General features: G+C 69.8%; 19 protein-coding genes and 2 pseudogenes. 15 read left to right on the top strand and 6 right to left on the bottom strand.

What is annotated here, in order from left to right:
• Positions 1 to 97: 97 nt before the first annotated feature.
• Entirely contained in the window at positions 98 to 2,704 is a 2,607-nt protein-coding gene (locus OG306_RS06260) for a RelA/SpoT family protein (protein WP_266907171.1), read from the top strand.
• Positions 2,705 to 2,921: 217 nt separating this feature from the next.
• On the opposite strand, the pseudogene OG306_RS06255 reads toward OG306_RS06260, so the two are convergent.
• The 3 genes and pseudogenes from OG306_RS06255 to OG306_RS06245 form a co-directional block, all read right to left on the bottom strand.
• A pseudogene (locus tag OG306_RS06255) lies at positions 2,922 to 3,248 on the bottom strand (FAD-dependent oxidoreductase); the annotation flags it as partial.
• Between the two features lie 445 nt (positions 3,249 to 3,693).
• Positions 3,694 to 4,923: a DUF349 domain-containing protein gene (locus OG306_RS06250; RefSeq protein WP_266745114.1), complete on the bottom strand. Its 1,230-nt coding sequence runs from the start codon at positions 4,921 to 4,923 to the stop codon at positions 3,694 to 3,696.
• Between the two features lie 203 nt (positions 4,924 to 5,126).
• A complete protein-coding gene (locus OG306_RS06245) occupies positions 5,127 to 5,915 on the bottom strand; it encodes a peptidylprolyl isomerase (RefSeq protein WP_266745113.1) in 789 nt (262 codons plus the stop codon).
• Positions 5,916 to 6,069: 154 nt separating this feature from the next.
• On the opposite strand from OG306_RS06245, the gene OG306_RS06240 reads away from it, so the two are divergent.
• Both OG306_RS06240 and hisS read left to right on the top strand, forming a co-directional pair.
• Positions 6,070 to 6,756, top strand: a complete 687-nt coding sequence (locus OG306_RS06240) for an MBL fold metallo-hydrolase (protein WP_266745112.1) — start codon at positions 6,070 to 6,072, stop codon at positions 6,754 to 6,756.
• Between the two features lie 15 nt (positions 6,757 to 6,771).
• On the top strand, positions 6,772 to 8,034 hold the full coding sequence (gene hisS / locus OG306_RS06235; protein ID WP_371665182.1) for a histidine--tRNA ligase: 1,263 nt from the start codon (positions 6,772 to 6,774) through the stop codon (positions 8,032 to 8,034).
• A 180-nt stretch (positions 8,035 to 8,214) separates the two neighbouring features.
• On the opposite strand, the pseudogene OG306_RS06230 reads toward hisS, so the two are convergent.
• A pseudogene (locus tag OG306_RS06230) lies at positions 8,215 to 8,536 on the bottom strand (ATP-binding cassette domain-containing protein); the annotation flags it as partial.
• A gap of 108 nt (positions 8,537 to 8,644) precedes the next feature.
• On the opposite strand from OG306_RS06230, the gene OG306_RS06225 reads away from it, so the two are divergent.
• A complete protein-coding gene (locus tag OG306_RS06225; protein WP_266745110.1) occupies positions 8,645 to 9,280 on the top strand; it encodes a vitamin K epoxide reductase family protein in 636 nt (211 codons plus the stop codon).
• A 69-nt stretch (positions 9,281 to 9,349) separates the two neighbouring features.
• Positions 9,350 to 10,732, top strand: a complete 1,383-nt coding sequence (locus tag OG306_RS06220; RefSeq protein WP_266745109.1) for a replication-associated recombination protein A — start codon at positions 9,350 to 9,352, stop codon at positions 10,730 to 10,732.
• A 63-nt stretch (positions 10,733 to 10,795) separates the two neighbouring features.
• Here OG306_RS06220 and OG306_RS06215 read toward each other — a convergent pair whose 3' ends face one another.
• A complete protein-coding gene (locus OG306_RS06215) occupies positions 10,796 to 11,497 on the bottom strand; it encodes a DUF2470 domain-containing protein (protein ID WP_327259437.1) in 702 nt (233 codons plus the stop codon).
• A gap of 188 nt (positions 11,498 to 11,685) precedes the next feature.
• Here OG306_RS06215 and rpsD point away from each other — a divergent pair, with 188 nt between their 5' ends.
• Positions 11,686 to 12,300, top strand: a complete 615-nt coding sequence (gene rpsD / locus OG306_RS06210) for a 30S ribosomal protein S4 (RefSeq protein WP_266745108.1) — start codon at positions 11,686 to 11,688, stop codon at positions 12,298 to 12,300.
• A gap of 17 nt (positions 12,301 to 12,317) precedes the next feature.
• On the opposite strand, the gene OG306_RS06205 is transcribed toward rpsD, so the two are convergent.
• Entirely contained in the window at positions 12,318 to 14,522 is a 2,205-nt protein-coding gene (locus tag OG306_RS06205; protein WP_266907173.1) for an ATP-binding protein, read from the bottom strand.
• Between the two features lie 224 nt (positions 14,523 to 14,746).
• Between OG306_RS06205 and OG306_RS06200 the strand changes: the two genes are divergently transcribed.
• The 9 genes from OG306_RS06200 (at position 14,747) to aroQ (ending at position 24,962) form a co-directional block, all read left to right on the top strand.
• Positions 14,747 to 15,196 carry a DUF948 domain-containing protein gene (locus tag OG306_RS06200; RefSeq protein WP_371665181.1) on the top strand — a complete coding sequence of 150 codons (450 nt, stop codon included), beginning with the start codon at positions 14,747 to 14,749 and terminating at the stop codon, positions 15,194 to 15,196.
• Between the two features lie 7 nt (positions 15,197 to 15,203).
• Positions 15,204 to 15,566, top strand: coding sequence for a DUF6167 family protein (locus tag OG306_RS06195; RefSeq protein ID WP_327259438.1), 363 nt, complete (start codon positions 15,204 to 15,206; stop codon positions 15,564 to 15,566).
• The gene (gene alaS / locus OG306_RS06190) at positions 15,566 to 18,235 is read left to right on the top strand and encodes an alanine--tRNA ligase (protein ID WP_266745104.1); all 2,670 of its coding nucleotides are present in this window, start codon (positions 15,566 to 15,568) and stop codon (positions 18,233 to 18,235) included. The genes OG306_RS06195 and alaS overlap by 1 nt, the downstream gene beginning before the upstream one ends.
• A complete protein-coding gene (gene ruvX / locus OG306_RS06185; protein ID WP_266745103.1) occupies positions 18,232 to 18,717 on the top strand; it encodes a Holliday junction resolvase RuvX in 486 nt (161 codons plus the stop codon). The genes alaS and ruvX overlap by 4 nt, the downstream gene beginning before the upstream one ends.
• A 95-nt stretch (positions 18,718 to 18,812) precedes the next feature.
• A complete protein-coding gene (gene mltG / locus OG306_RS06180; RefSeq protein ID WP_371665180.1) occupies positions 18,813 to 20,726 on the top strand; it encodes an endolytic transglycosylase MltG in 1,914 nt (637 codons plus the stop codon).
• Positions 20,723 to 21,550, top strand: coding sequence for a shikimate dehydrogenase (locus OG306_RS06175; RefSeq protein ID WP_266745101.1), 828 nt, complete (start codon positions 20,723 to 20,725; stop codon positions 21,548 to 21,550). The genes mltG and OG306_RS06175 overlap by 4 nt, the downstream gene beginning before the upstream one ends.
• Before the next feature lie 147 nt (positions 21,551 to 21,697).
• Complete coding sequence (gene aroC / locus OG306_RS06170) at positions 21,698 to 22,882, top strand: chorismate synthase (RefSeq protein ID WP_266745100.1); 1,185 nt, start codon at positions 21,698 to 21,700, stop codon at positions 22,880 to 22,882.
• The gene (aroB, locus tag OG306_RS06165) at positions 22,879 to 24,525 is read left to right on the top strand and encodes a 3-dehydroquinate synthase (protein WP_266745099.1); all 1,647 of its coding nucleotides are present in this window, start codon (positions 22,879 to 22,881) and stop codon (positions 24,523 to 24,525) included. The genes aroC and aroB overlap by 4 nt, the downstream gene beginning before the upstream one ends.
• Positions 24,522 to 24,962 (top strand): type II 3-dehydroquinate dehydratase, encoded by a 441-nt coding sequence (gene aroQ / locus OG306_RS06160; protein ID WP_266745098.1) that lies wholly within the window; start codon positions 24,522 to 24,524, stop codon positions 24,960 to 24,962. Before aroB ends, aroQ begins: the two co-directional genes overlap by 4 nt.
• Positions 24,963 to 25,032: the final 70 nt, after the last annotated feature.

Below are 25,032 nucleotides of genomic sequence, written 5' to 3'. Positions count from 1 at the left end.
CCGCGTTGTGAGGGGTCTCACGGTCCCCGGGGGAGGTCGAGCCACAGGATCGATACGATGGCCTTTCCGGGTATCCGGATCCGCACGAGGAGCGCTCTTGCCAGACGAGGCCCAGCCAGTTGCCGCCCCGCAGCCCGACAAGCCCGCGGCGGCCTCAGCCACGCCCGGGCCCGCGGCGGCCTCAGCCACGCCAGGGAAGAACCAGCCTGAACAGAAGCCGAAGCCCCCGGCACCCGAGCCCGGTACGGGCCCGGCTTCGGCCGGTGCCGGGGTACTGCGGTCCGCGCCCGCTTCCCCCGCCCAGCCGGAAGCGCCCGCCTCGTCGGCCGCGTCCGCTTCGAAGCCCCCGGCGAAGCCCGCCGCCAAGCAGGCCACCCGGGCCGCGCCCGCGACCCGCTCCGGTGGCTCCTCCAACCGGGTACGGGCCAGGCTCGCCCGCCTCGGTGTGCAGCGCTCCAGCCCGTACAACCCGGTGCTCGAACCGTTGCTGCGCATCGTCCGCAGCAACGACACCAAGATCGAGACGGCCACGCTGCGCCAGATCGAGCGCGCCTACCAGGTCGCCGAGCGCTGGCACCGCGGCCAGAAGCGCAAGAGCGGCGACCCGTACATCACGCACCCGCTCGCCGTCACGACGATCCTCGCCGAGCTCGGCATGGACCCGGCGACGCTGATGGCCGGCCTGCTGCACGACACGGTCGAGGACACCGAGTACGGCCTGGACACCCTGCGACGGGACTTCGGCGACCAGGTCGCCCTGCTCGTCGACGGCGTCACCAAGCTGGACAAGGTCAAGTTCGGCGAGGCCGCACAGGCCGAGACCGTACGCAAGATGGTCGTCGCCATGGCCAAGGACCCCCGGGTCCTCGTCATCAAGCTCGCCGACCGGCTGCACAACATGCGCACCATGCGCTACCTCAAGCGGGAGAAGCAGGAGAAGAAGGCCCGCGAGACGCTGGAGATCTACGCCCCGCTGGCGCACCGCCTGGGCATGAACACCATCAAGTGGGAGCTGGAGGACCTCGCCTTCGCGATCCTCTACCCCAAGATGTACGACGAGATCGTCCGTCTCGTCGCCGAGCGGGCCCCCAAGCGCGACGAGTACCTCGCCATAGTGACCGACGAGGTCCAGGCCGACCTGCGTGCCGCCCGGATCAAGGCCACGGTCACCGGCCGGCCGAAGCACTACTACAGCGTCTACCAGAAGATGATCGTGCGCGGCCGGGACTTCGCCGAGATCTACGACCTGGTGGGCATCCGGGTCCTCGTCGACACCGTCCGCGACTGTTACGCGGCGCTCGGCACCGTCCACGCGCGATGGAATCCGGTCCCGGGCCGGTTCAAGGACTACATCGCGATGCCCAAGTTCAACATGTACCAGTCGCTGCACACCACCGTCATCGGTCCCAGCGGCAAGCCGGTCGAGCTGCAGATCCGTACGTTCGACATGCACCGCCGCGCCGAGTACGGCATCGCCGCGCACTGGAAGTACAAGCAGGAGGCCGTCGCGGGCGCCTCCAAGGTGCGTACCGACGTACCCAAGAGCACGGGCAAGGGCGCGCGCCAGGACACCGTCAACGACATGGCGTGGCTGCGCCAGCTCCTGGACTGGCAGAAGGAGACGGAGGACCCCAGCGAGTTCCTGGAGTCCCTGCGCTTCGACCTCTCCCGCAACGAGGTCTTCGTCTTCACGCCCAAGGGCGACGTCATAGCGCTTCCCGCGGGTGCGACGCCGGTCGACTTCGCGTACGCCGTCCATACGGAGGTCGGCCACCGGACCATAGGGGCACGGGTCAACGGGCGGCTCGTACCGCTCGAATCGACCCTCGACAACGGCGACCTGGTGGAGGTCTTCACCTCGAAGGCGGCCGGTGCCGGACCGTCCCGGGACTGGCTGGGCTTCGTCAAGTCGCCCCGCGCCCGCAACAAGATCCGCGCCTGGTTCTCCAAGGAGCGCCGCGACGAGGCGATCGAGCAGGGCAAGGACGCCATCGCGCGCGCCATGCGCAAGCAGAACCTGCCGATCCAGCGCATCCTCACCGGCGACTCCCTGGTCACCCTCGCCCACGAGATGCGCTACCCCGACATCTCGTCCCTGTACGCGGCGATCGGCGAGGGTCATGTGGCCGCCGCCGGTGTCGTACAGAAGCTCGTCCAGGCGCTCGGCGGCGAGGACGCCGCCAACGAGGACATCGCGGAGAGCTCGCCGCCCTCGCGCGGCCGCGGCAAGCGCCGCTCCAACGCCGATCCCGGTGTCGTCGTCAAGGGCGTCGAGGACGTGTGGGTCAAACTGGCCCGCTGCTGCACGCCCGTCCCCGGCGACCCGATCATCGGCTTCGTCACCCGCGGCAGCGGCGTCTCCGTGCACCGTGCCGACTGTGTCAACGTCGACTCCCTGTCGCAGCAGCCGGAACGGATCCTGGACGTCGAGTGGGCTCCGACCCAGTCCTCGGTCTTCCTGGTGGCCATCCAGGTCGAGGCCCTGGACCGGTCGCGGCTGCTCTCGGACGTCACCCGCGTCCTGTCCGACCAGCACGTCAACATCCTGTCGGCGGCCGTCCAGACCTCCCGGGACCGGGTGGCCACCTCGCGCTTCACCTTCGAGATGGGCGACCCGAAGCACCTCGGCCACGTACTGAAGGCCGTACGAGGCGTGGAGGGCGTCTACGACGTCTACCGCGTCACCTCGGCGCGCAGGCCCTGACCGGTCGACGGCACTCCTTGCGGCAGCCCTTCGCGTGACTACGCGGGGGGCTGCCGCTCGCCTCACGGGGGTTGAGAACGAAAACGGGTGATTGGCGCCAAGCCTTCGGGCTGGGACCTGCACGCATATGGGCACTCCGGGCTCACCCACCTCGGCGAGACCCGCCCTCCTGGCGCCGGCCGAGGGCGGTCCCACCCAGTGCTCACTGCGTCCCGACGTCGTAGTGCAGGACCCGGTCGTCGTCGATCCGTACCGTCTTCGCGTCCGCGTCCACCGCTGTCACCCAGCCGCGCACGAACTGCGCGTTCGTTCCCTCCAGCAGCTCCGGGATGCTCAGCTCGGTGAGCCGCTGCCCGGTCGCCGTCATGTGCAGCCGCAGCCGCTCGGTGAACCGCTCCTGCGCGTTCACCAGGGTCACCCGCACGTCCTCGCGCCGCTTGACCCGAGCCGCGAGCTGGATCGCCGCGGACATGCCCGCGTACCCCGCCCCCAGAATCAGAACGCGGTGGGTGGTCGCCCTGCCGGCTTCGTGCTGTGCGTTCATCGCTTCGCCTTCCTCCGCTCGCTGTTGACGACCACCAGATGCAAGCTGCCGCCCCGTCCGTGACATGGGGCCGATGTGATGCGCGACACAGTCGAGGTCGACAGGCTCGCGGAGGCCGCCAAAGGGGTCCGCGAAGCCGCACCGCCCGGAGGGGGTGAGGCGGCATCACGCAAAGGGAGGCAGGTTTGGACACTTCAAGCAAATGAAGACGATGCGCAGGGACTTCGTCCTGACCTCCGCCGCTCCGGAACCCGGCACGGCGGGCGTGAGCGGCTGAACCCCCGGGCCTCCGCACGACCGGCCCTGGTACCGACCCGCACCCCGTCAGCCCCACCGCCGAGGACAGCACCCACGTCCTCGACCCGAACAGGCCGGAGGGGCCCCCGTCCATGACGAGGGCCCCTCCGGCCTGACGTACCACGGCGAACGGACAGCCGCGGGGGCTTCAGCCGCCGAACTCCTCCAGGCCCTTCAGCGCCTGGTCCAGCAGTGCCTGCCGGCCTTCGAGCTCCCTGGCCAGCTTGTCGGCCCGGGCGTTGTTGCCCGAGGCGCGGGCCGTGTCGATCTGCGTACGCAGCTTGTCCACGGCCGCCTGCAGCTGACCCGTCAGACCCGCGGCGCGCGCACGCGCCTCCGGGTTCGTCCGGCGCCACTCCGACTCCTCGGCCTCCTGAAGGGCCCGCTCCACCGCGTGCATCCGCCCCTCGACCTTCGGGCGGGCGTCACGCGGCACATGGCCGACGGCCTCCCAGCGCTCGTTGATGGCCCGGAACGCGGCCCTGGCCGCCTTCAGGTCCTTCACCGGCACCAGCTTCTCGGCCTCGGCGGCGAGATCCTCCTTCAGCTTGAGGTTCTCGCCCTGCTCCGCGTCCCGCTCGGCGAAGACCTCGCTACGGGCGGCGAAGAAGACGTCCTGAGCACCGCGGAAACGGTTCCACAGATCGTCCTCGGCCTCGCGCTGGGCGCGGCCCACCGCCTTCCACTCCGTCATCAGGTCCCGGTAACGGGCAGCCGTGGCTCCCCAGTCCGTGGAACCGGACAGCGACTCGGCCTCCGCGACCAGCTTCTCCTTGGCCTTACGGGCCTCCTCGCGCTGGGCGTCCAGCGAGGCGAAATGAGCCTTGCGGCGCTTGGAGAACGCCGAGCGGGCGTGCGAGAAGCGGTGCCACAGCTCGTCGTCGGACTTGCGGTCGAGCCGCGGAAGGCCCTTCCACGTGTCGACGAGCGCGCGCAGCCGCTCGCCCGCCGAGCGCCACTGCTCGCTCTGCGCCAGCTCCTCCGCCTCGGCGACCAGCGCCTCCTTGGCGTGCTTCGCCTCGTCGGTCTGCTTCGCCTTCTGGGCCTTGCGCTCCTCGCGCCGCGACTCGACCGTCGCGACCAGCGCGTCGAGCCGCTTACGGAGCGCGTCGAGGTCACCGACGGCATGATGCTCGTCCACCTGCACGCGCAGATGCTCGATGGCGGTCGTGGCGTCCTTCGCCGACAGGTCGGTGGTCTTCACCCGCCGTTCGAGGAGGCCGATCTCGACCACAATGCCCTCGTACTTGCGCTCGAAGTAGGCCAGAGCCTCCTCGGGGGAACCCGCCTGCCACGATCCGACGACCTGCTCGCCATCGGCTGTACGCACGTACACGGTGCCCGTCTCATCGACACGGCCCCACGGGTCGCTGCTCACAGCGCCTCCTCCACCTGATGCCTGCGAGAGGGTTCACCCCCCTGGCATCGTCCACAGTTTCCTGGGGCGGGCAGCGCCCGCCCTGCACAACGCCAATCTAGGCGACCGGCCGCCCGGCTGTCCGCACTCAGCGCGGCTCAAAATATTCCGGCCCGCGCTTCGCGGTCACCACCGGACGGCCCGGTCCGGCCGCCCCGGCCACGTCACGACTTCGCGACTGCGGCCTTCGAGATGTCCACGGCCTTCTTCGGCGCACCGTCAGTGGCACCGTCGGCCACCCCCGCCGCACCGACATCCTTGACGGCCTTCAGCGAGGCGTCGTCCATCGTGCCGAACGGGGTGTAGGTGGGCGGCAGTTTGCTGTCCTTGTACACCAGGAAGAACTGGCTGCCGCCGGTGTGCTCCTGTCCGGTGTTCGCCATCGCCACCGTGCCCGCCGGGTAGGTCACCGTGCCGTCCGCGCCCGCCTTGCCCAGCGCGGTCAGGTTCTCGTCCGGGATGGTGTAGCCGGGGCCGCCCGTGCCGTCGCCCTTGGGGTCACCGCACTGCAGGACGAAGATGCCCTGCGTGGTCAGCCGGTGGCACTTCGTACCGTCGAAGAAGCCCTTGTCGGCCAGCGACTTGAACGAGTTCGTGGTGTGCGGGGTCTTCGCCGCGTCCATCGTGAACGCGATGTCGCCCTGGCTCGTCTTGATCGACATCGTGTACTTCGACGTCTTGTCGATCTTCATCGCGGGCTCCGGCGCGCTGCTCTCGCTCGGCGACGGCGAAGCCGAAGGGCTCGCGGCCGCATCGCTCTTGTCCTTCTTGCCGTCGCCGTTCTTGTCGAGGGTGAGATACGCGCCCACCCCGACGACCGCCACCACGGCCACCGCGGACGCGATGACGGCCGTCAGCCGCCGCGTCCGGCGGCGGGCCTCCTCCCGGCGCTGCTGCTGCCGCTCGAACTTCTCCCTGGCGAGCTGCCGCCGCCGCTGATCGCTGCTGACCACCGGGTGATCTCCTTGTGGGTCGTGTGATGAGGATGGGGCCTGGGTTGCCCGTACCGTATATGGGTTAGCTGTGGAATGAGGAGCGCCGGTAGGCTCTGAACTGCCGCGGCCTTCTCAGTCGCAATCCATCGTCGGACGACCAGTAAGGACGATCGTGCTCATTGCCGGGTTCCCCGCCGGAGCCTGGGGGACCAACTGTTACCTGGTCGCCCCGGCCGCAGGCGAGGAGTGCGTGATCATCGACCCGGGCCATCAGGCCGCATCCGGAGTCGAGGAAGCACTGAAGAAGCATCGGCTGAAGCCCGTCGCCGTCGTACTGACCCACGGCCACATCGACCACGTCGCCTCGGTCGTCCCGGTGTGCGGCGCGCACGACGTCCCGGCCTGGATCCACCCGGAGGACCGGTACATGATGAGCGACCCGGAGAAGGCCCTCGGCCGCTCCATCGGGATGCCGCTCATGGGCGAGCTGACGGTGGGGGAGCCGGACGACGTCAAGGAGCTGAGCGACGGCGCTCTGCTGAAGCTGGCCGGTCTGGAGTTCGGTGTCGCGCATGCGCCCGGCCATACCAAGGGGTCGGTGACGTTCAGGATGCCCGAGGCCGCGGATGTTCCGCAGATCCTCTTCTCGGGCGACCTGCTCTTCGCCGGCTCCGTCGGACGCACCGACCTGCCCGGCGGCGACCACGCCGAGCTGCTCGAGTCGCTGGCCCGTGTGTGCCTGCCGCTCGACGACTCGACCGTGGTGCTGTCCGGCCACGGCCCCCAGACGACCATCGGCCGCGAGCGCGCCTCGAATCCGTATCTGCACGGTATGGACGCGCCCCGACGAGGAATGTGACGAGAGAAAAAAACCGTGAGCACCTTCAAGGCCCCCAAGGGCACGTACGACCTGACCCCGCCCGATTCCGCGAAGTACCTCGCGGTGCGCGAGGCGATCGCCGCACCCCTGAAGAACTCCGGCTACGGCTACATCGAGACGCCCGGCTTCGAGGACGTCGCCCTCTTCTCGCGCGGTGTCGGTGAATCCACCGACATCGTGACCAAGGAGATGTACACCCTCACCACCAAGGGCGGCTCCCAGCTGGCGCTGCGCCCCGAGGGCACCGCGTCCGTGCTGCGCGCCGCACTGGAGGCCAACCTCCACAAGCTCGGCAATCTGCCCGTGAAGCTCTGGTACTCCGGCTCGTACTACCGCTACGAGCGCCCGCAGAAGGGCCGCTACCGGCACTTCTCGCAGGTCGGTGCCGAGGCGATCGGCGCCGAGGACCCGGCGCTCGACGCCGAGCTGATCATCCTGGCCGACCAGGCCTACCGCACGCTGGGTCTGCGCAATTTCCGCATCCTGCTCAACTCGCTGGGCGACAAGGAGTGCCGTCCCGTCTACCGGGACGCGCTCCAGGGGTTCCTGCGCGAGCTCGAACTCGACGAGGAGACCCGCCGCCGCATCGAGATCAACCCGCTCCGGGTCCTCGACGACAAGCGGCCCGAGGTGCAGAAGCAGCTCACCGGCGCGCCGGTGCTGCGTGACTACCTGTGCGACGCCTGCAAGGCGTACCACGAGGAGGTGCGCGACCTGCTCTCCGAGGCCTGTGTGGTGTACGAGGACGACGAGAAGCTCGTCCGCGGCCTCGACTACTACACCCGCACCACCTTCGAGTTCGTCCACGACGGACTCGGCTCGCAGTCCGCGGTGGGCGGCGGCGGCCGCTACGACGGCCTGTCCGAGATGATCGGCGGCCCGGCGCTCCCGTCGGTCGGCTGGGCGCTCGGCGTGGACCGTACGGTGCTTGCGCTGGAGGCGGAGGGCATCGAGCTCGAACTGTCCGCGGCCACCAGTGTCTTCGCCGTACCGCTCGGCGAGGAGGCCCGGCGGGTGCTCTTCGGGATCGTCACGCAGTTGCGCCGCGAGGGCGTGGCAGCGGACTTCGCGTACGGAAATCGCGGCCTCAAGGGCGCGATGAAGAGCGCGAACCGTTCGGGCGCCCGGTTCACGATCGTCGCGGGCGAGCGGGACCTGGCCGAGGGCGTCGTCCAGCTCAAGGACATGGAGTCCGGCGAGCAGACGGCGGTCCCCCTGGCGGACGTGGCCGGGACGATCCGCGAGCGCCTGGCGTAGCGCCTGCGGGCCGCCGGGCGGGCTTGGGGGGCCGGCCTTGCCCGGCGGCCGGCGACGCGCCCGGCGAGGGTCTGCCCGGCGGATCGGAGCCGGAGGGACCCTGGCCGTCGCGCCGGCCCTTCCACCGGAGGGTCAGCAGGCACAACACCGGACCGGCGACGAACCAGGCCCCCGACGCGTCACGTCGAGACGGCACCGCCGGCTACCGGAGAGCTCCTTGATACGGGCACCGGCCTTGTGTTCCGGACCCACCAGCGCGATGACGTCCTCGCAGTCGCGCGGCCACGGGCAGCAGCGGGCGAAATGCGTCACCGTCAACTCTCACCGTCTCGCGTACCGTCAACTCGGCGGGCGCTGATTCCTCCTGCCGGACGACTCCGACCCGCGAACGCCAACGGCGGTCCGCGGAAGCCGGGTCCACGCCCAGCAACGACACGGTTCCCCCTGTCACGGCAGCGACGGCCCCGCAGAATCTCCACGGTCGCGCCCTCCCGGCCCCGTTCGTACGCGAAGTTTTGCGCACACCTCTATGTCCATCGAACAGAAGACCCGCGACGCGGTGCGGCACAATGACCGTGCCCAGCAGGCCACTCACTGATGGAACGGCGATATGACGACTGCAGCGGTAGACCACCCCTCCTCCGACCAGGACGAGGACGGCGGGAAGAGGACCATCGGCGGCAGCCGGGCGTTGGCGCTGCTGCTGGTGATCACGGGCGCTGCCGGACTCCTCGCCGCCTGGGTCATCACGATCGACAAGTTCAAGCTGCTGGAAGACCCCAACTTCACACCGGGATGCAGTCTCAACCCGGTCGTCGCCTGCGGCAACATCATGAAGAGCGAGCAGGCGTCCGCCTTCGGTTTCCCGAACCCGATGCTCGGCCTGGCCACCTACTCGGTGATCATCGGCATCGGCCTGGCACTGCTCGCGGGGGCCCGCTTCCGCAGCTGGTACTGGCTGGGGATGAACGCGGGCACGCTGTTCGGCGTCGGCTTCTGCACCTGGCTCCAGTACCAGTCGCTCTACAACATCAACTCGCTCTGCCTGTGGTGCTGCCTGGCCTGGGTCGCCACGATCTTCATGTTCTGCTACGTCACCACGCACAACATCAAGCACCGGATCCTGCCCGCGCCGAACTGGCTGCGCAACGGGCTGACAGAGTTCCACTGGGTGCCGCCGGTCCTGTGGGTCGGCATCATCGGCATGCTGATCCTGACCCGCTGGTGGGACTTCTGGACCAGCTGACCGGGGAGCGGCTCCCGTCGGGCGACCGGCCCGGCAGGGATGTCGGTGCCGTGACATAGGCTTCAAAACGTGGAGCCCGACCTTTTTACCGCAGCCGCCGAAGACCGCCAGGAGAAGGACCCGTCCAGCAGCCCCCTGGCTGTCCGGATGCGCCCCCGCACCCTCGACGAGGTCGTCGGACAGCAGCATCTGCTCAAGCCGGGCTCGCCGCTGCGCCGCCTCGTCGGCGAGGGGAACGGCGGGCCCGCAGGGCCCTCTTCGGTGATTCTCTGGGGCCCGCCCGGCATCGGGAAGACGACTCTCGCGTACGTGGTCAGCAAGGCCACCAACAAGCGCTTCGTCGAGCTCTCCGCGATCACCGCGGGCGTCAAGGAAGTACGGGCCGTCATCGAGGGCGCCCGCCGCGCCACCGGCGGCTACGGCAAGGAGACCGTCCTCTTCCTCGACGAGATCCACCGCTTCTCCAAGGCACAGCAGGACTCCCTGCTTCCGGCCGTGGAGAACCGCTGGGTGACCCTGATCGCCGCGACCACCGAGAATCCGTATTTCTCGATCATTTCGCCGCTGCTGTCGCGCTCGCTCCTGCTCACCCTGGAATCGCTCACCGACGACGATCTGCGCGGCCTGCTGCGGCGGGCCCTTTCGGACGAGCGCGGACTGGGCGGCGCGGTGGCGCTGCCGGGGGATGCCGAGGCGCATCTGCTGCGTATCGCGGGCGGCGACGCCCGTCGGGCGCTGACGGCGCTGGAGGCGGCGGCCGGAGCGGCGCTGTCCAAGCAGGAGAAGGAGATCACCCTCCTGACCCTGGAGGAAACGGTCGACCGCGCGGCCGTCAAGTACGACCGGGACGGCGACCAGCACTACGACGTGGCGAGCGCGCTCATCAAGTCGATCCGCGGTTCCGACGTCGATGCCGCGCTGCATTACCTTGCCCGGATGATCGAGGCGGGGGAGGACCCCCGGTTCATCGCCCGACGGCTGATGATCTCGGCCAGCGAGGACATCGGTCTCGCCGACCCCACGGCACTGCCCATCGCCGTCGCGGCCGCCCAGGCGGTCGCCATGATCGGATTCCCGGAGGCGGCGCTCACCCTGAGCCATGCCACGATCGCCCTGGCCCTCGCCCCCAAGTCCAATGCGGCGACGCTGGCGATCTTCGCCGCCCAGGAGGACGTACGGAAGGGCCTCGCGGGCCCCGTTCCGGCCCATCTGCGCGACGGCCACTACAAGGGCGCGGCCAAGCTGGGTCACGCCCAGGGCTATGTGTATCCGCACGACGTCCCCGGCGGCATCGCCGCCCAGCAGTACGCCCCGGACGCCGTCCGTGACAAGCACTACTACCAGCCCACGCGTTACGGCGCGGAGGCGCGTTACGCGGATGTGGCGGAGCGGGTCCGCGAACGCCTCGGCCGCTCGGGCGCCGACGGCGACGCGAGCCCGTCCACCGCCTGAGCGGGGCGTGCGGGACTTCAGGCCGGGCGAGGCCGGAGGGCAGGCGGGAAGCGGCTCCTGCGTTCAGTTCGCCGCTGCCTCGAAGAGCCTGTGCATGGCGTGGCGCAGTTCGCTGATGTCGCGCACCGGCTCGGGGAATTCGAAGCGTGCGTCGAAGCACCGCCGCCGGTCCTCGCAGACGCGCACCCGCAGCCCGTACCGGTCCAGCGCGAGCGGTACGACGGAGGGCCGGTGGGTCGCGCAGCGGCGGGCCGACCGCTCGCCCAGCAGTCCGCACAACGCACCCAGTTGTTCGCCGTGCGCCGCGTGCAGATGCTGCAGCAGCTCCGCCTCGTGTCCGACGAGCGGGTCGGGCGCCGCGTCCCGGAATTCCTCCGGCCCGACCGCCTCGGCGCCCCACAGATCGTCGACGTACGCCTCGCCCGTCGCCAGCCGGAGCGTCATCCGGCCGGGCCCCGGCACCCCGGGTACAGCGGTGAGCCGGCCGGAGAGCCGGGCGCGTCCGCGGATGCGGTGGGGCAAGGAGACCGGGGCGACGTCCGTGATCTCCAGCACAGCGCTCGGCCCGTCGCCCTCGGCGTGCGTCGCGGCCCGTACGGCCGGGGAATCCACGGGGAGTTCGAGGAACAGATCCCCGTCGGGGCCCACGCTCCTGGTCGACACCATCGGCTGACCCGGGTCGGCCCCGTACGGCCCGGGGACGAGCAGCACCGCTGAACAGGTACTATGTACGAGAGTTCGTGTGCGCTCGGCTGCTGACGGCATCCGAGTGTTTTCAAGCCCGCCGGGACGCGGCTGACCACGATCTGATCGGTCCTCCGTCGTATCGACACCTTGTGGGGTGTCGACGCTGTCAGTGCTGTCCGTGATGTGTGTGGTGTTCCCCGGGCGAGACATGCGATCTCCTCAAGTAAGGTGAGCCTAACCTAACCTACAACGGAGGTCTGGAGAACGTGCCTAACCAGTCGCGTCCCAAGGTCAAGAAGAGCCGCGCGCTCGGCATTGCGCTGACGCCGAAGGCCGTCAAGTACTTCGAGGCCCGCCCCTACCCGCCGGGCGAGCACGGCCGTGGTCGCAAGCAGAACTCGGACTACAAGGTCCGTCTGCTGGAGAAGCAGCGCCTGCGTGCCCAGTACGACATCAGCGAGCGCCAGATGGCGCGTGCCTACGACCGTGCCAAGAAGGCCGAGGGCAAGACGGGCGAGGCGCTGGTCGTCGAGCTCGAGCGTCGTCTCGACGCCCTGGTTCTGCGTTCGGGCATCGCCCGCACCATCTACCAGGCCCGCCAGATGGTCGTGCACGGTCACATCGAGGTCGACGGCCGCAAGGTCGACAAGCCGTCCTTCCGTGTCCGTCCCGACAACATCGTGATGGTCCGCGAGCGCAGCCGCGACAAGCACCCCTTCCAGGTTGCCCGCGAGGGTGGTTACGCCCCCGCCGGCGAGACCCCGCGCTACCTGCAGGTGAACCTGAAGGCCCTGGCCTTCCGCCTTGACCGGGACCCGAACCGCAAGGAAATCCCCGTGATCTGCGACGAGCAGCTCGTCGTCGAGTACTACGCCCGCTGATCCAGGCGTAGCCGCTCTCACCAGCGCTCCGGCCCGCCCCTCCCTGTCGTACGGGAGGCGGCGGGCCGTCGTGTTCTCCCGGAACCCGTCGGCGGCCCGGGAGAACGCGACGGCGTCCGCGGCCGGTCCGCGGGCCCGCTCGCCAGCGCCCTGGCCACCGCCGCGTCCAGATCGAGCCGCCCGCCCGCACGCAGCCCCGATTCGTAGGGACCGTCGCCCAGCTCCCGGCGGGCCAGCTCCTCGCACCGGGCCCGGGGCTGCCCGTAGTACGCCGAACCGAACAGCGGCAGTCCCACCGACGGCCAGATCCGGTCGGCGGCCCCCTGCAGCACCGCCGCCTCCGCCGCGTCCCCCTCGACCGCCGTGGCCAGGGCCAGCAGCTCCAGGGCGAGCACCGAGCCGAGCAGATCGTGGAAGGCGTGGCCGATCGCGAGGGACTCCCCGAGCAGGTCCCGGGCCCGGTCGGGCCGGCCCCGTTGCAGCGCCGCGTAGGCCAGTACGTACAGCGCGTACGAGAGGGCCCACTGCTCCCCGTGGTCCTCGCAGACCTCCCTGACCTCCTCACAGATCGTGGCCGCGCCGTCCAGATCGCCGTGGAACCCGATCGCCATCGCCAGCTCGATCCGGGCCATCAGCACATTGCTGTTCAGCTCGCCGATCTCCCGGTAGCGGCCGAGCGCCTCGGCCAGCAGCTCCTGCGCCCTGACCACGTCGTCCGTGACCAGCGCCAGACACCCCGTCCGGTGCACCGCGTACGCGAGCGCCGTGGCGTCCCCGGCCCGGTCCGCCTCGTCCCGGCACTCCTGCAACGCGGCGATCGCGCCGACCGGGTCGCCCTGCAGGGCGGCCACATGCCCGAGCACCCACAACGCCTTGAGCCGCGAGGAGTCGTACGGCGCCTCCTCCGCCAGCACATGGTCCAGCCAGTGCCGGCCCTCCGAGAGGCGTCCGCAGCCCACCCAGAGGAACCAGAGGGTGCCCGCCAGATACTGCGCGAGATGCGTTTCGCCCGGGCTCTCCAGCGAATACTCCATCGCCCGCCGCAGATTCGGCAGCTCGCTCTCCACCCGCGCGGCCACCTCGCCCTGCCGCGGGCTGAACCAGTCGAGCTCGCACCAGGTGGCAAGACCCAGGAACCAGTCCCGGTGGCGACGTCGCAGCCGGTCCGTGTCACCGGTGGCCGCCAGCCACTCGGCGCCGTACTCCCGCACCGTGTCCAGCATCCGGTAGCGGGTGCCGGACGCCGAGTCCTCCCGTACGACGACGGACTGCGTGAGCAGTCCGGTGAGCACGTCGAGCACCGAATCGGCCGGCAGATCGGCGCCGCTGCAGATGTACTCGACGGCCTCCAGATCGAACTGCCCGGCGAACACCGAGAGCCGCGCCCAGAGCAGTCGCTGCTCCGGAGCGCAGAGTTCATGGCTCCAGCCGATGGCCGTACGGAGCGTCTGGTGACGCGCCAGGGCGCTGCGGCTGGTGCCGGTCAGCAGGCGGAAGCGGTCGTCCAGGCGCTGCAGCACCTGCTCGGTGGAGAGGGCGCGCAGCCGGCCTGCGGCCAGTTCCAGCGCGAGTGGGATCCCGTCCAGCCGACGGCACAGCTCCCGCGCCGCCGCGCGATTACCGTCGGTCAGCCGGAACTCCGGCCGCACCGCGGCGGCCCGCTCCGCGAAGAGCAGCATCGCGTCCTCGTCCGTCATCGGCGTGAGCGGGAAGGTGAGCTCGCCGTCCAGCTCCAGGGGCAGCCGCCCGGCGGCCAGCACCCGTAGTCGCGGGGCCCGGCGCAGCAGTTCACGTACGAGTTCGGCGCAGGCGTCGACGAGATGCTCGAAACCGTCGATCACCAGGAGGAGTTGGCGTCCGGCAAGGTGTTCGAGGAGTGTCGTGCGCGGCGGTCTGCTGGTGTGATCGGTGAGTCCGAGGGCGTCGATCAACGCGTGTTCCAGCAGCCCGGCGTCGTGGATGGCGGACAGCTCCACCATGCGGACACCGTCGCAGTACCGTTTCTCCGTGAGCGCCGCGATCCTGGTGGCGCAGCGGGTCTTGCCCACTCCGCCCACCCCGACCAGGGTGACGAGCCTCGACTCGTTCAGCAGTTGGCCGAGACCGGCCAGTTCATCCTCCCGCCCGACGAATCTGTTCAGCTCCGCGGGCAGATTGCCGGGGACGGCTCCGGAACAACCCGGATCGTGGGGGGACGGAAAGGGGTGCTGGGGGCGTCGCATGAAACACGCAGAGTACTGACCCCAAAGCTCTCCGTACAATCTCCTCGTGCCAACTACGGCCCCTGCCGCCGGTAATGCGGTACGGGGCGCGACCACCGGCGCGATAGGCTCGGGTGACGACGACTGGCTGCCGCGGCAGCGGTCGGCGGACCGAGCAGAGACAGACAGAGACAGTACAAAAACAGCTACAAGCTAGAGAGCGGTGCACTGTGTCCGGTGGAGAGGTGGCCGGGATTCTGGTAGCCGTCTTCTGGGCGATCCTGGTTTCGTTCCTCGCCGTCGTACTGGTGAGGCTGGCCCAGACGCTCAGGGCGACCACCAAGCTCGTGGCGGACGTGACCGAGCAGGCGGTCCCGCTGCTTGCCGACGCCTCCGCCACCGTGCGCTCCGCGCAGACCCAGCTCGACAAGGTCGACGCCATCGCCACGGACGTCCAGGAAGTCACCTCGAACGCCTCGGCGCTCTCCACCACCGTCGCCTCGACCTTCGGCGGCCCGCTCGTCAAGGTCGCCGCGTTCGGTTACGGGGTGCGCCAGGCCATCGGCCGCAAGACCAGTCCAGAACCGGAACCTGCGCGCCGGCCGTCCCGTCGTACGGTGCTTGTCGGCCGTACCGTGCCGTCCGCACGCGGCAGGAAGCGCGGCGGCAGAAACTCCCGCGGATCGAAGGACTGACGCAGCGATGTTCCGCCGTACGTTCTGGTTCACCGCCGGCGCCGCCGCCGGGGTCTGGGCCACCACCAAGGTCAACCGCAAGCTCAAGCAGCTGACCCCCGAGAGCCTCGCGGCGCAGGCCGCCGACAAGGCGATCGAGACCGGTCACAAGCTCAAGGACTTCGCTCTCGACGTCCGTGAGTCCATGGCCCGGCGCGAGGCCGAACTGGGCGAGGCGCTGGGCCTGGAGGCACCGGTCGACCCCGAGCTCCCCGTACGGCGCCACTTCGCCGTCGAGGCGGCCGAGACCGTCGGACCGGACCGGCCGCTCGAAGGCACCCACTACCGCACGCTCCCCTACAACTCGTACAACCGGAATGAGGACCACTGATGGAGTCGGCTGAAATTCGTCGCCGCTGGCTGAGCTTCTTCGAGGAGCGCGGTCACACCGTCGTCCCTTCGGCGTCGCTCATCGCGGACGACCCGACTCTGCTGCTGGTCCCCGCGGGCATGGTCCCCTTCAAGCCGTACTTCCTCGGCGAGGTCAAGCCGCCCGCCCCGCGCGTCACCAGCGTGCAGAAGTGTGTCCGTACGCCGGACATCGAGGAGGTCGGCAAGACCACCCGGCACGGCACGTTCTTCCAGATGTGCGGCAACTTCTCCTTCGGTGACTACTTCAAGGAAGGCGCCATCAGCTACGCCTGGGAGGCTCTGACGAGCCCTGTGGCGGACGGCGGCTTCGGTCTCGACCCCGAGCGGCTGTGGATCACGGTCTATCTGGACGACGACGAGGCCGAGCAGATCTGGCGCGACAAGATCGGCGTACCGGCCGAGCGCATCCAGCGTCTGGGCAAGAAGGACAACTTCTGGTCCATGGGCGTCCCCGGCCCCTGTGGCCCCTGCTCCGAGATCAACTACGACCGCGGCCCCGAGTTCGGTGTCGAGGGCGGCCCGGCCGTCAACGACGAGCGTTACGTGGAGATCTGGAACCTGGTCTTCATGCAGTACGAGCGGGGCGCCGGTGACGGCAAGGAGGACTTCCCGATCCTCGGTGACCTGCCGTCGAAGAACATCGACACGGGTCTGGGCCTGGAACGCCTCGCCATGATCCTGCAGGGCGTACAGAACATGTACGAGACCGACACCCTGCGTGTCGTCATGGACAAGGCCACCGAGCTGACCGGTGTCCAGTACGGCGCCGACCACGGTTCGGACGTCTCGCTCCGCGTGGTCGCCGACCACATCCGTACCTCCGCGATGCTCATCGGCGACGGCGTCACCCCCGGCAACGAGGGCCGCGGCTATGTGCTGCGCCGCATCATGCGCCGTGCCATCCGCAACATGCGTCTGATGGGAGCCACCGGACCCGTCGTCAAGGACCTGGTCGACGTCGTGATCGACACGATGGGGCAGCAGTACCCGGAGCTGATCACCGACCGCAAGCGCATCGAGACCGTCGCCCTCGCCGAAGAGGCCGCCTTCCTCAAGGCGCTCAAGGGCGGCACCAACATCCTCGACACCGCCGTCACCGAGACCAAGGCCGCCGGCGGCAAGGTGCTCGCCGGCGACAAGGCGTTCCTGCTCCACGACACCTGGGGCTTCCCGATCGACCTCACCCTGGAGATGGCTGCCGAACAGGGCCTCGCCGTGGACGAGGACGGCTTCCGTCGCCTGATGAAGGAACAGCGGGAGCGCGCCAAGGCCGACGCCAAGGCCAAGAAGACGGGCCACGCCGACCTGTCCGCCTACCGCGAGGTCGCCGACAACTCCGGCATCACCGAGTTCACCGGCTACACCGCCACCGAGGGCGAGTCGAGGATCGTCGGTCTGCTTGTCGACGGCGTGCCCTCGCCCGCCGCCACCGAGGGCGACGAGGTCGAAGTCGTCCTGGACCGCACCCCGTTCTACGCCGAGGGCGGCGGCCAGCTCGCCGACCAGGGCCGGATCCGGCTCGACAGCGGCGCCGTCATCCAGGTCCGCGACGTCCAGCAGCCCGTCCCGGGCGTCTCCGTCCACAAGGGTTCGGTGCAGGTCGGCGAGGTAACCGTCGGCGCCTGTGTCCACGCCGCCATCGACACCACCCGTCGCCGCGCCATCGCCCGCGCCCACAGCGCCACGCACCTCACGCACCAGGCGCTGCGCGACGCACTGGGCCCGACGGCCGCCCAGGCCGGTTCGGAGAACTCGCCGGGCCGCTTCCGTTTCGACTTCGGTTCGCCCGCCGCCGTACCCGGCACGGTCCTCACCGATGTCGAGCAGAAGATCAACGAGGTCCTCGCCCGCGAACTCGACGTCCAGGCCGAGGTCATGTCGATCGACGAGGCCAAGAAGCAGGGTGCCATCGCCGAGTTCGGCGAGAAGTACGGCGAGCGGGTCCGGGTCGTCACCATCGGCGACTTCTCCAAGGAGCTCTGCGGTGGTACGCACGTCCACAACACCGCCCAGCTGGGCCTGGTGAAGCTGCTCGGCGAGTCGTCGATCGGCTCCGGTGTGCGCCGCATCGAGGCCCTCGTCGGTGTCGACGCGTACAACTTCCTCGCCAGGGAGCACACGGTCGTCGCCCAGCTCCAGGAGCTCGTCAAGGGCCGTTCCGAGGAGCTCCCGGAGAAGATCGCCGGAATGCTCGGCAAGCTGAAGGACGCCGAGAAGGAGATCGAGAAGTTCCGCGCGGAGAAGGTCCTCCAGGCCGCCGCCGGACTGGCCGACTCCGCCAGGGACGTACGGGGTGTCGCCCTCGTCACCGGTCAGGTGCCCGACGGCACCTCGGCCGACGACCTGCGCAGGCTCGTCCTCGACGTCCGTGGTCGCATCCAGGGTGGCCGCCCGGCTGTCGTGGCCCTGTTCGCCACCGCCAACGGCCGCCCGCTGACCGTGATCGCCACCAACGAGGCCGCCCGCGAGCGCGGACTCAAGGCCGGCGACCTGGTCCGTACGGCTGCCAAGACGCTCGGTGGCGGTGGCGGCGGCAAGCCGGACGTCGCCCAGGGCGGCGGCCAGAACCCCGAGGCCATCGGCGCCGCCGTGGCCGCTGTCGAACGCCTCGTCACCGAGACGGCGTGACGACGGGGATGACGCAGATGCGCCGCGGCCGTCGGCTCGCGATCGATGTCGGGGACGCCCGGATCGGGGTCGCCTCGTGCGACCCCGACGGAATCCTCGCGACGCCGGTGGAGACCGTTCCGGGGCGCGATGTCCCGGCGGCCCACCGGCGGCTCGGACAGATCGTCCAGGAATACGAGCCGATCGAGATCATCATCGGCCTGCCGCGGTCCCTCGGCGGCGGTGAAGGCCCCGCCGCCGCCAAGGTCCGCGGCTTCGCCCAGGAGGTCGCCCGCTCGGTCGCACCCATTCCGGTGCGACTGGTGGACGAGAGGATGACCACAGTGACGGCCAGTCAAGGACTGCGCGCCTCGGGCGTGAAGTCCAAGAAAGGCCGTTCCGTCATCGATCAGGCTGCCGCTGTGGTGATCCTCCAAAACGCTCTGGAGTCCGAACGGTCCTCCGGTAAACCCCCGGGCGAAGGCGTCGAAGTGGTTGTCTGATCGCGATACGGTAACGTTCCGCGCGATGCGGCGGTGTTCGAACAAATACCGCACAGCAAAGAGACGGAATGTCGTCTCGCGGCTCTAGGGGATCGATGACTGAGTATGGCCGGGGCCCCGGCTCCGAACCGTGGCATCCCGAGGACCCCTTGTACGGGGACCAGGGATGGGGAGGACAGCAGCCTGTCCACGGCCAGAACCAGTACGGCGGCCAGCAGCAGCCCTACCCGCAGGACCCTTACGCGCAGCAGCAGCCGCAGGACCCTTACGCGCAGCAGCAGCCGCAGGACCCGTACGCGCAGCAGCAGCCGCAGGACCCGTACGCGCAGCAGCAGCCGCAGGACCCGTACGCGCAGCAGCAGCCGCAGGACCCGTACGCGCAGCAGCAGCCGCAGGACCCGTACGCGCAGCAGCAGCCGCAGCAGCAGCCGCAGCAGCAGCAGCAGGACCCGTACGCACAGCAGGATCCGTACGCACAGCAGGATCCGTACGCGCAGCAGCAGCCCGCGTACGGAGTCCCGCAGGACCCGTACGCGCAGCAGCAGCCCCAACAGCCCCAGCAACCCCAGCAGCCCCAGTACAACAACGGTGGCTGGGACACCGGGCAGCAGTCCGCCGGGATGCCTTACGACCCCCAGTCGGCCGACCAGTACGGCGGCCGGCAGGACGGTTACGGCGAGACGCACGACTACTACGGCACGCCGGAGGCCTACCCGCCGCCGCAGCCCCCGGGCCGTCGGCAGGCCGTCCCCGAGCAGCCCCCCGCGCAGAGTCCCGACTGGGACCCGGAGGTCCAGCCGGAGGAGACCCACCCCTTCTTCACGGGCGCGGACGACGGGGGCGACAAGGACGACGAGTACGACGACGATCCGCGTGAGTCACGCCGCGGCGATCGCGGCGGCAACGAACGCCGGGGCAAGGGCAAGAAGAAGAGCCGCAGCGGCTGCGCCTGCCTGGTCGTCTCGGTGGTCCTGGTCAGCGGCCTCGGGGGAGTGGGCTACCTCGGATACTCGTACTGGCAGGACAAATTCGGCGCGGCGCCCGACTACACCGGAACGGGCACCGGCGATGTCGAGGTCGAGGTCGAGAAGGGCGCCTTGGGCTACGACATCGGCAACATCCTGAAACAGAAGGGTGTCGTCAAGAGCGTCGACGCGTTCGTCTCCGCGCAGAACGACAACCCCAAGGGCAAGTCCATCCAGGCAGGCGTCTATCTGCTTCACGAGAAGATGTCCGCGGCCGAGGCCCTGAAGATGATGCTCGACCCGAAGAGCCAGAATCTTCTGATCATTCCCGAGGGCACACCCAACCGCGTCGTCTACGCCTCGATCGACAAGAGGCTGGGTGTCAAGAGCGGGACGACCAGCGGGGTCGCCAAGAAACAGTCGGGCAGCCTGGGTCTGCCGGACTGGGCCAACGATCACCCGGACACCCTCGATCCTCTGGAAGGGTTCCTCTACCCGGCGGCCTACCCGGTCACCAAGGGCATGAAGCCGGAGGCCGTCCTGAAGAAGATGGTCTCCCGTGCCAACGAGGAGTACGACAAGGTCGACCTGGATGGCAACGCCGAGAAGCTGGGTCTCAAGAGCCCTTGGCAGTTGATCACGGTCGCCAGCCTCGTCCAGGCCGAGGGCAAGTACAAGCACGACTTCGACAAGGTCTCGCGCGTCATCTACAACCGGCTCAAGCCCAACAACACCGAGACCAATGGCCTGCTCGACTTCGACTCCACCGTCAATTACGCGAAGAAGCAGAGCACACTCGATATAGGCGCAGTGTCGGACCTACGGAAGTTCAAGAACCCGTACAACACGTATTACATCCACGGTTTGCCGCCGGGCCCGATCAACAACCCCGGTGATGCCGCGCTGCAGTCGGCGATCAAGCCCACTCCCGGCCCCTGGTATTACTTCGTGTCGGTGACTGAGGACAAGACGGTGTTCTCGGTGACCAACGCAGAGCACGAGCGGAATCGCAGGAAATACGAACAGGAGAAGTCGGGCCAGTGAGCACCATCCGACGGGCGGCCGTTCTTGGCTCGCCCATCGCCCACTCGCTCTCCCCCGTCCTGCACCGGGCCGCATACGCCGAACTCGGCCTCGCCGGATGGTCGTACGACCGCTTCGAGATCGATGAGGCCGCGCTCCCCGGATTCGTCGAGGGGCTCGACTCCACCTGGGCCGGGCTCTCGCTGACCATGCCGCTCAAGCGTGCGATCATCCCGCTGCTGGACTCCATCAGCGGGACGGCATCGTCGGTGGAAGCCGTCAACACGGTCGTCTTCACGGAGGACGGCCGCCGGACCGGCGACAACACCGACATCCCCGGAATGATCGCCGCGCTGCGCGAACGCGGTGTGGAGAAGACCGACTCCGCGGCCGTCCTCGGTGCCGGGGCGACTGCTTCCTCGGCGCTCGCCGCGCTGTCCGAGATCTGTACGGGACCGGTCACGGCGTACGTCCGCAGCCGGGAACGGGGCCGGGAGATGCGCGGCTGGGGCGAACGACTCGGCGTCGACGTGCGGATCTCCGACTGGGCGGAGGCCGAGCAGGCGCTGCACGCCCCGCTGGTCGTCGCCACCACTCCGGCCGGTGCCACGGACGTGCTGACCGGCGCCGTGCCGGACCGGCCGGGCACGCTCTTCGATGTGCTCTACGAGCCCTGGCCGACCGGACTCGCGGCCGCCTGGGCGGCTCGTAACGGCACAGTCGTCGGAGGTCTCGACCTTTTGGTGCACCAGGCCGTCCTCCAGGTCGAGCAGATGACCGGCCGCGCGCCCGCTCCGCTCGTGGCCATGCGGCAGGCCGGGGAAGCGGCGCTCGCCGCCCGCTGACCCCCTCGCGCCCGCGGCGGAAGGCGTCCGTCTGCTGGACCGGCGACCGGTTCACGCCCCCGGCCGTGGGAGGATCGAAGGCGGCGGGCCAGGGCCGCGCACCCGGTCGCGCCGTCGCAGTTCCAGGCGCGAGCATGAGGAGCACCGTTGAGCAGGTTGCGCTGGCTGACCGCGGGGGAGTCGCACGGCCCCGCACTCGTGGCGACGCTGGAGGGTCTTCCCGCCGGCGTCCCGATCACCACGGAGATGGTGGCGGACGCACTCGCCCGGCGGCGGCTCGGTTATGGCCGCGGTGCGCGGATGAAGTTCGAGAAGGACGAGGTCACCTTCCTCGGCGGGGTGCGCCACGGTCTCACCATGGGCTCTCCGGTCGCCGTGATGGTGGGCAACACCGAGTGGCCCAAGTGGGAGCAGGTCATGTCGGCCGACCCGGTCGACCCCGAGGAACTGGCCGCGCTGGCCCGTAACGCCCCGTTGACCCGCCCGCGTCCCGGCCACGCCGACCTCGCCGGGATGCAGAAGTACGGCTTCGACGAGGCACGGCCGATCCTGGAGCGCGCCAGCGCCCGGGAGACGGCGGCCCGGGTGGCGCTCGGCGCCGTCGCACGGTCGTACCTCAAGGAGACCGCGGGCATCGAGATCGTCAGCCACGTCGTCGAACTGGCCGCGGCCAGGGCGCCCTACGGCGTCTACCCGACGCCCGCCGACGTCGAGCGGCTGGATGCCGACCCGGTGCGCTGCCTGGACGCCGACGCGAGCAAGGAAATGGTCGCCGAGATCGATCAGGCCCACAAGGACGGCGACACCCTCGGCGGCGTGGTCGAGGTGCTGGCGTACGGAGTGCCCGTCGGCCTCGGCTCGCACGTCCACTGGGACCGCCGCCTCGACGCCCGGCTCGCCGCGGCCCTGATGGGCATCCAGGCGATCAAGGGGGTCGAGGTCGGCGACGGCTTCGACCTGGCCCGGGTCCCCGGCTCCAAGGCGCACGACGAGATCCTGGTCACCGAGGACGGCATCAAGCGCGCCTCCGGCCGCTCCGGCGGCACCGAGGGCGGTCTGACCACCGGTGAGCTGCTGCGGGTCCGCGCTGCGATGAAGCCCATCGCGACCGTGCCGCGCGCGCTCGCCACCGTCGACGTCGTCACCGGTGAGCCCGCCAAGGCCCATCACCAGCGCTCCGATGTCTGTGCCGTTCCGGCGGCGGGCATCGTCGCCGAGGCGATGGTCGCGCTGGTCCTGGCCGACGCCGTCGCGGAGAAGTTCGGCGGCGACAGCGTCGCGGAGACCCGTCGCAACGTGCAGTCGTACCTCGACCACCTGCAGATCCGATGAGCGGCCCGCTGATCGTCCTCGTCGGGCCGATGGGCGTCGGCAAGTCCACGGTCGGTGAACTGCTCGCCGCCCGGCTCGGCACCACGTACCGGGACACCGACGCGGACGTCGTGTCCGCGGCCGGCAAGCCGATCCCCGAGATCTTCTACGACGAGGGCGAGGAACACTTCCGCGAGCTGGAGCGACAGGCCGTGCACACCGCCGTTGCCGAGCACACGGGCGTCCTCTCCCTCGGCGGCGGCGCCGTGCTCGACGCGACGACCCGCGTGCTGCTCGCCGACCACCCTGTCGTCTACCTGTCGATGGACGTGGAGGAGGCCGTCAAGCGGGTCGGCCTGAACGCCGCCCGCCCCCTGCTCGCCGTCAACCCGCGCCGGCAGTGGCGCGAGCTGATGGACGCCCGCCGGCACCTGTACACCGAGGTGGCCCGGGTGACCGTCGCCACCGACGAGCGCACCCCCGAAGAGGTCGCCCAGGCGGTCCTCGACGCACTGGAACTGCCGGAGCGCACGGACGACCCCGTCACCCCCGGCCGGGAGAACACACGCATGACCGAGCAGGGCCCCACCCGTATCCAGATCGCCGGCAGCGCGGGCACCGACCCGTACGAGGTGCTGATCGGCCGACAACTCCTCGGTGAGCTGCCCACGCTCATCGGCGACCGTGCCAAGCGGGTCGCCGTCCTGCACCCCGAGGCGCTCGCCGAGACCGGTGAGGCGGTCCGTCAGGACCTCGCCGAGCAGGGCTACGAGGCCATCGCGATCCAGCTGCCGAACGCCGAGGAGGCCAAGACCGTCGAGGTCGCGGCCTACTGCTGGAAGGCGCTCGGGCAGACCGGCTTCACCCGTACCGATGTCATCGTCGGCGTCGGCGGCGGAGCCACCACCGATGTCGCCGGATTCGTCGCCGCGACCTGGCTGCGCGGCGTGCGCTGGATCGCCGTACCCACGACCGTGCTCGCCATGGTCGACGCGGCCGTCGGCGGCAAGACCGGCATCAACACCGCCGAGGGCAAGAACCTCGTCGGCGCCTTCCACCCGCCCGCCGGGGTCCTGTGCGACCTCGCCGCGCTGGACTCGCTGCCGGTGCACGACTACGTGAGCGGCCTGGCCGAGATCATCAAGGCCGGCTTCATCGCCGACCCCGCGATCCTCGACCTCATCGAGGAGGACCCGGAGGGTGCCCGTACGCCCACCGGACCGCACACCGCCGAGCTGATCGAGCGGGCCATCCGGGTCAAGGCCGAGGTCGTCTCCAGCGACCTGAAGGAATCCGGGCTGCGGGAGATCCTCAATTACGGCCACACCCTGGCCCACGCCATCGAGAAGAACGAGCGCTACAAGTGGCGGCACGGCGCGGCCGTCTCGGTCGGCATGGTCTTCGCCGCCGAGCTGGGCCGGCTGGCCGGACGCCTCGACGACGCCACCGCCGACCGGCACCGCGCCGTCCTGGAGTCCGTCGGACTCCCGCTCACCTACCGCGGCGACCAGTGGCCCAAGCTGCTGGAGAACATGAAGGTCGACAAGAAGTCCCGCGGCGACCTGCTGCGCTTCATCGTCCTCGACGGCCTCGGCAAGCCCACCGTGCTGGAGGGCCCCGATCCGGCCGTGCTGCTCGCCGCCTACGGGGAGGTGTCGGCGTGACCCGCCGGGTCCTCGTCCTGAACGGGCCGAACCTCGGTCGTCTCGGCTCCCGCGAACCCGATGTGTACGGCGCCACGTCCTACGCCGGGCTCGTCGAGACCTGCCAGGCGCTCGGCAAGGAGCTCGGCTTCGCCGTCGACGTCAGGGAGACCAACGACGAGGGCGAGTTGATCCGCTGGCTCCACGAGGCCGCGGACGGTTCGATTCCGGTCGTTCTCAACCCGGGGGCCTTCACCCACTATTCGTACGGAATGCGGGATGCGGCGGCCCAGCGCACCGCCCCGCTGATCGAGGTGCACATCTCGAACCCGTACGCACGGGAGGAGTTCCGCCACAACTCCGTGGTCGCACCAGTCGCCACGGGGACCGTGGCGGGATTCGGCATCGGCTCCTACCGCCTCGCTCTGCGTGCCCTCGCGGACGAGCTGACCGACTGACGGACCCGTACACCGGACGGCCGCCCCGGCCGGCCGGGCACCGTGGACCGTCCCCGGCCGTTCCCTCAGT

The organism is Streptomyces sp. NBC_01241, from assembly GCF_041435435.1.
Taxonomy (GTDB): domain Bacteria; phylum Actinomycetota; class Actinomycetes; order Streptomycetales; family Streptomycetaceae; genus Streptomyces.
The sequence above is the reverse complement of the archived record's forward strand: the minus strand, read 5'-3'. Positions and strand labels throughout refer to the sequence as shown.

Coding starts and splice junctions, on each gene's coding strand:
- aroB (WP_266745099.1), top strand. CDS start 22,879: ATGAGCGGCCCGCTGATCGTCCTCGTCGGGCCGATGGGCGTCGGCAAG.
- OG306_RS06225 (WP_266745110.1), top strand. CDS start 8,645: ATGACGACTGCAGCGGTAGACCACCCCTCCTCCGACCAGGACGAGGAC.
- mltG (WP_371665180.1), top strand. CDS start 18,813: ATGACTGAGTATGGCCGGGGCCCCGGCTCCGAACCGTGGCATCCCGAG.
- OG306_RS06215 (WP_327259437.1), bottom strand. CDS start 11,497: ATGCCGTCAGCAGCCGAGCGCACACGAACTCTCGTACATAGTACCTGT.
- OG306_RS06195 (WP_327259438.1), top strand. CDS start 15,204: ATGTTCCGCCGTACGTTCTGGTTCACCGCCGGCGCCGCCGCCGGGGTC.
- OG306_RS06205 (WP_266907173.1), bottom strand. CDS start 14,522: ATGCGACGCCCCCAGCACCCCTTTCCGTCCCCCCACGATCCGGGTTGT.
- alaS (WP_266745104.1), top strand. CDS start 15,566: ATGGAGTCGGCTGAAATTCGTCGCCGCTGGCTGAGCTTCTTCGAGGAG.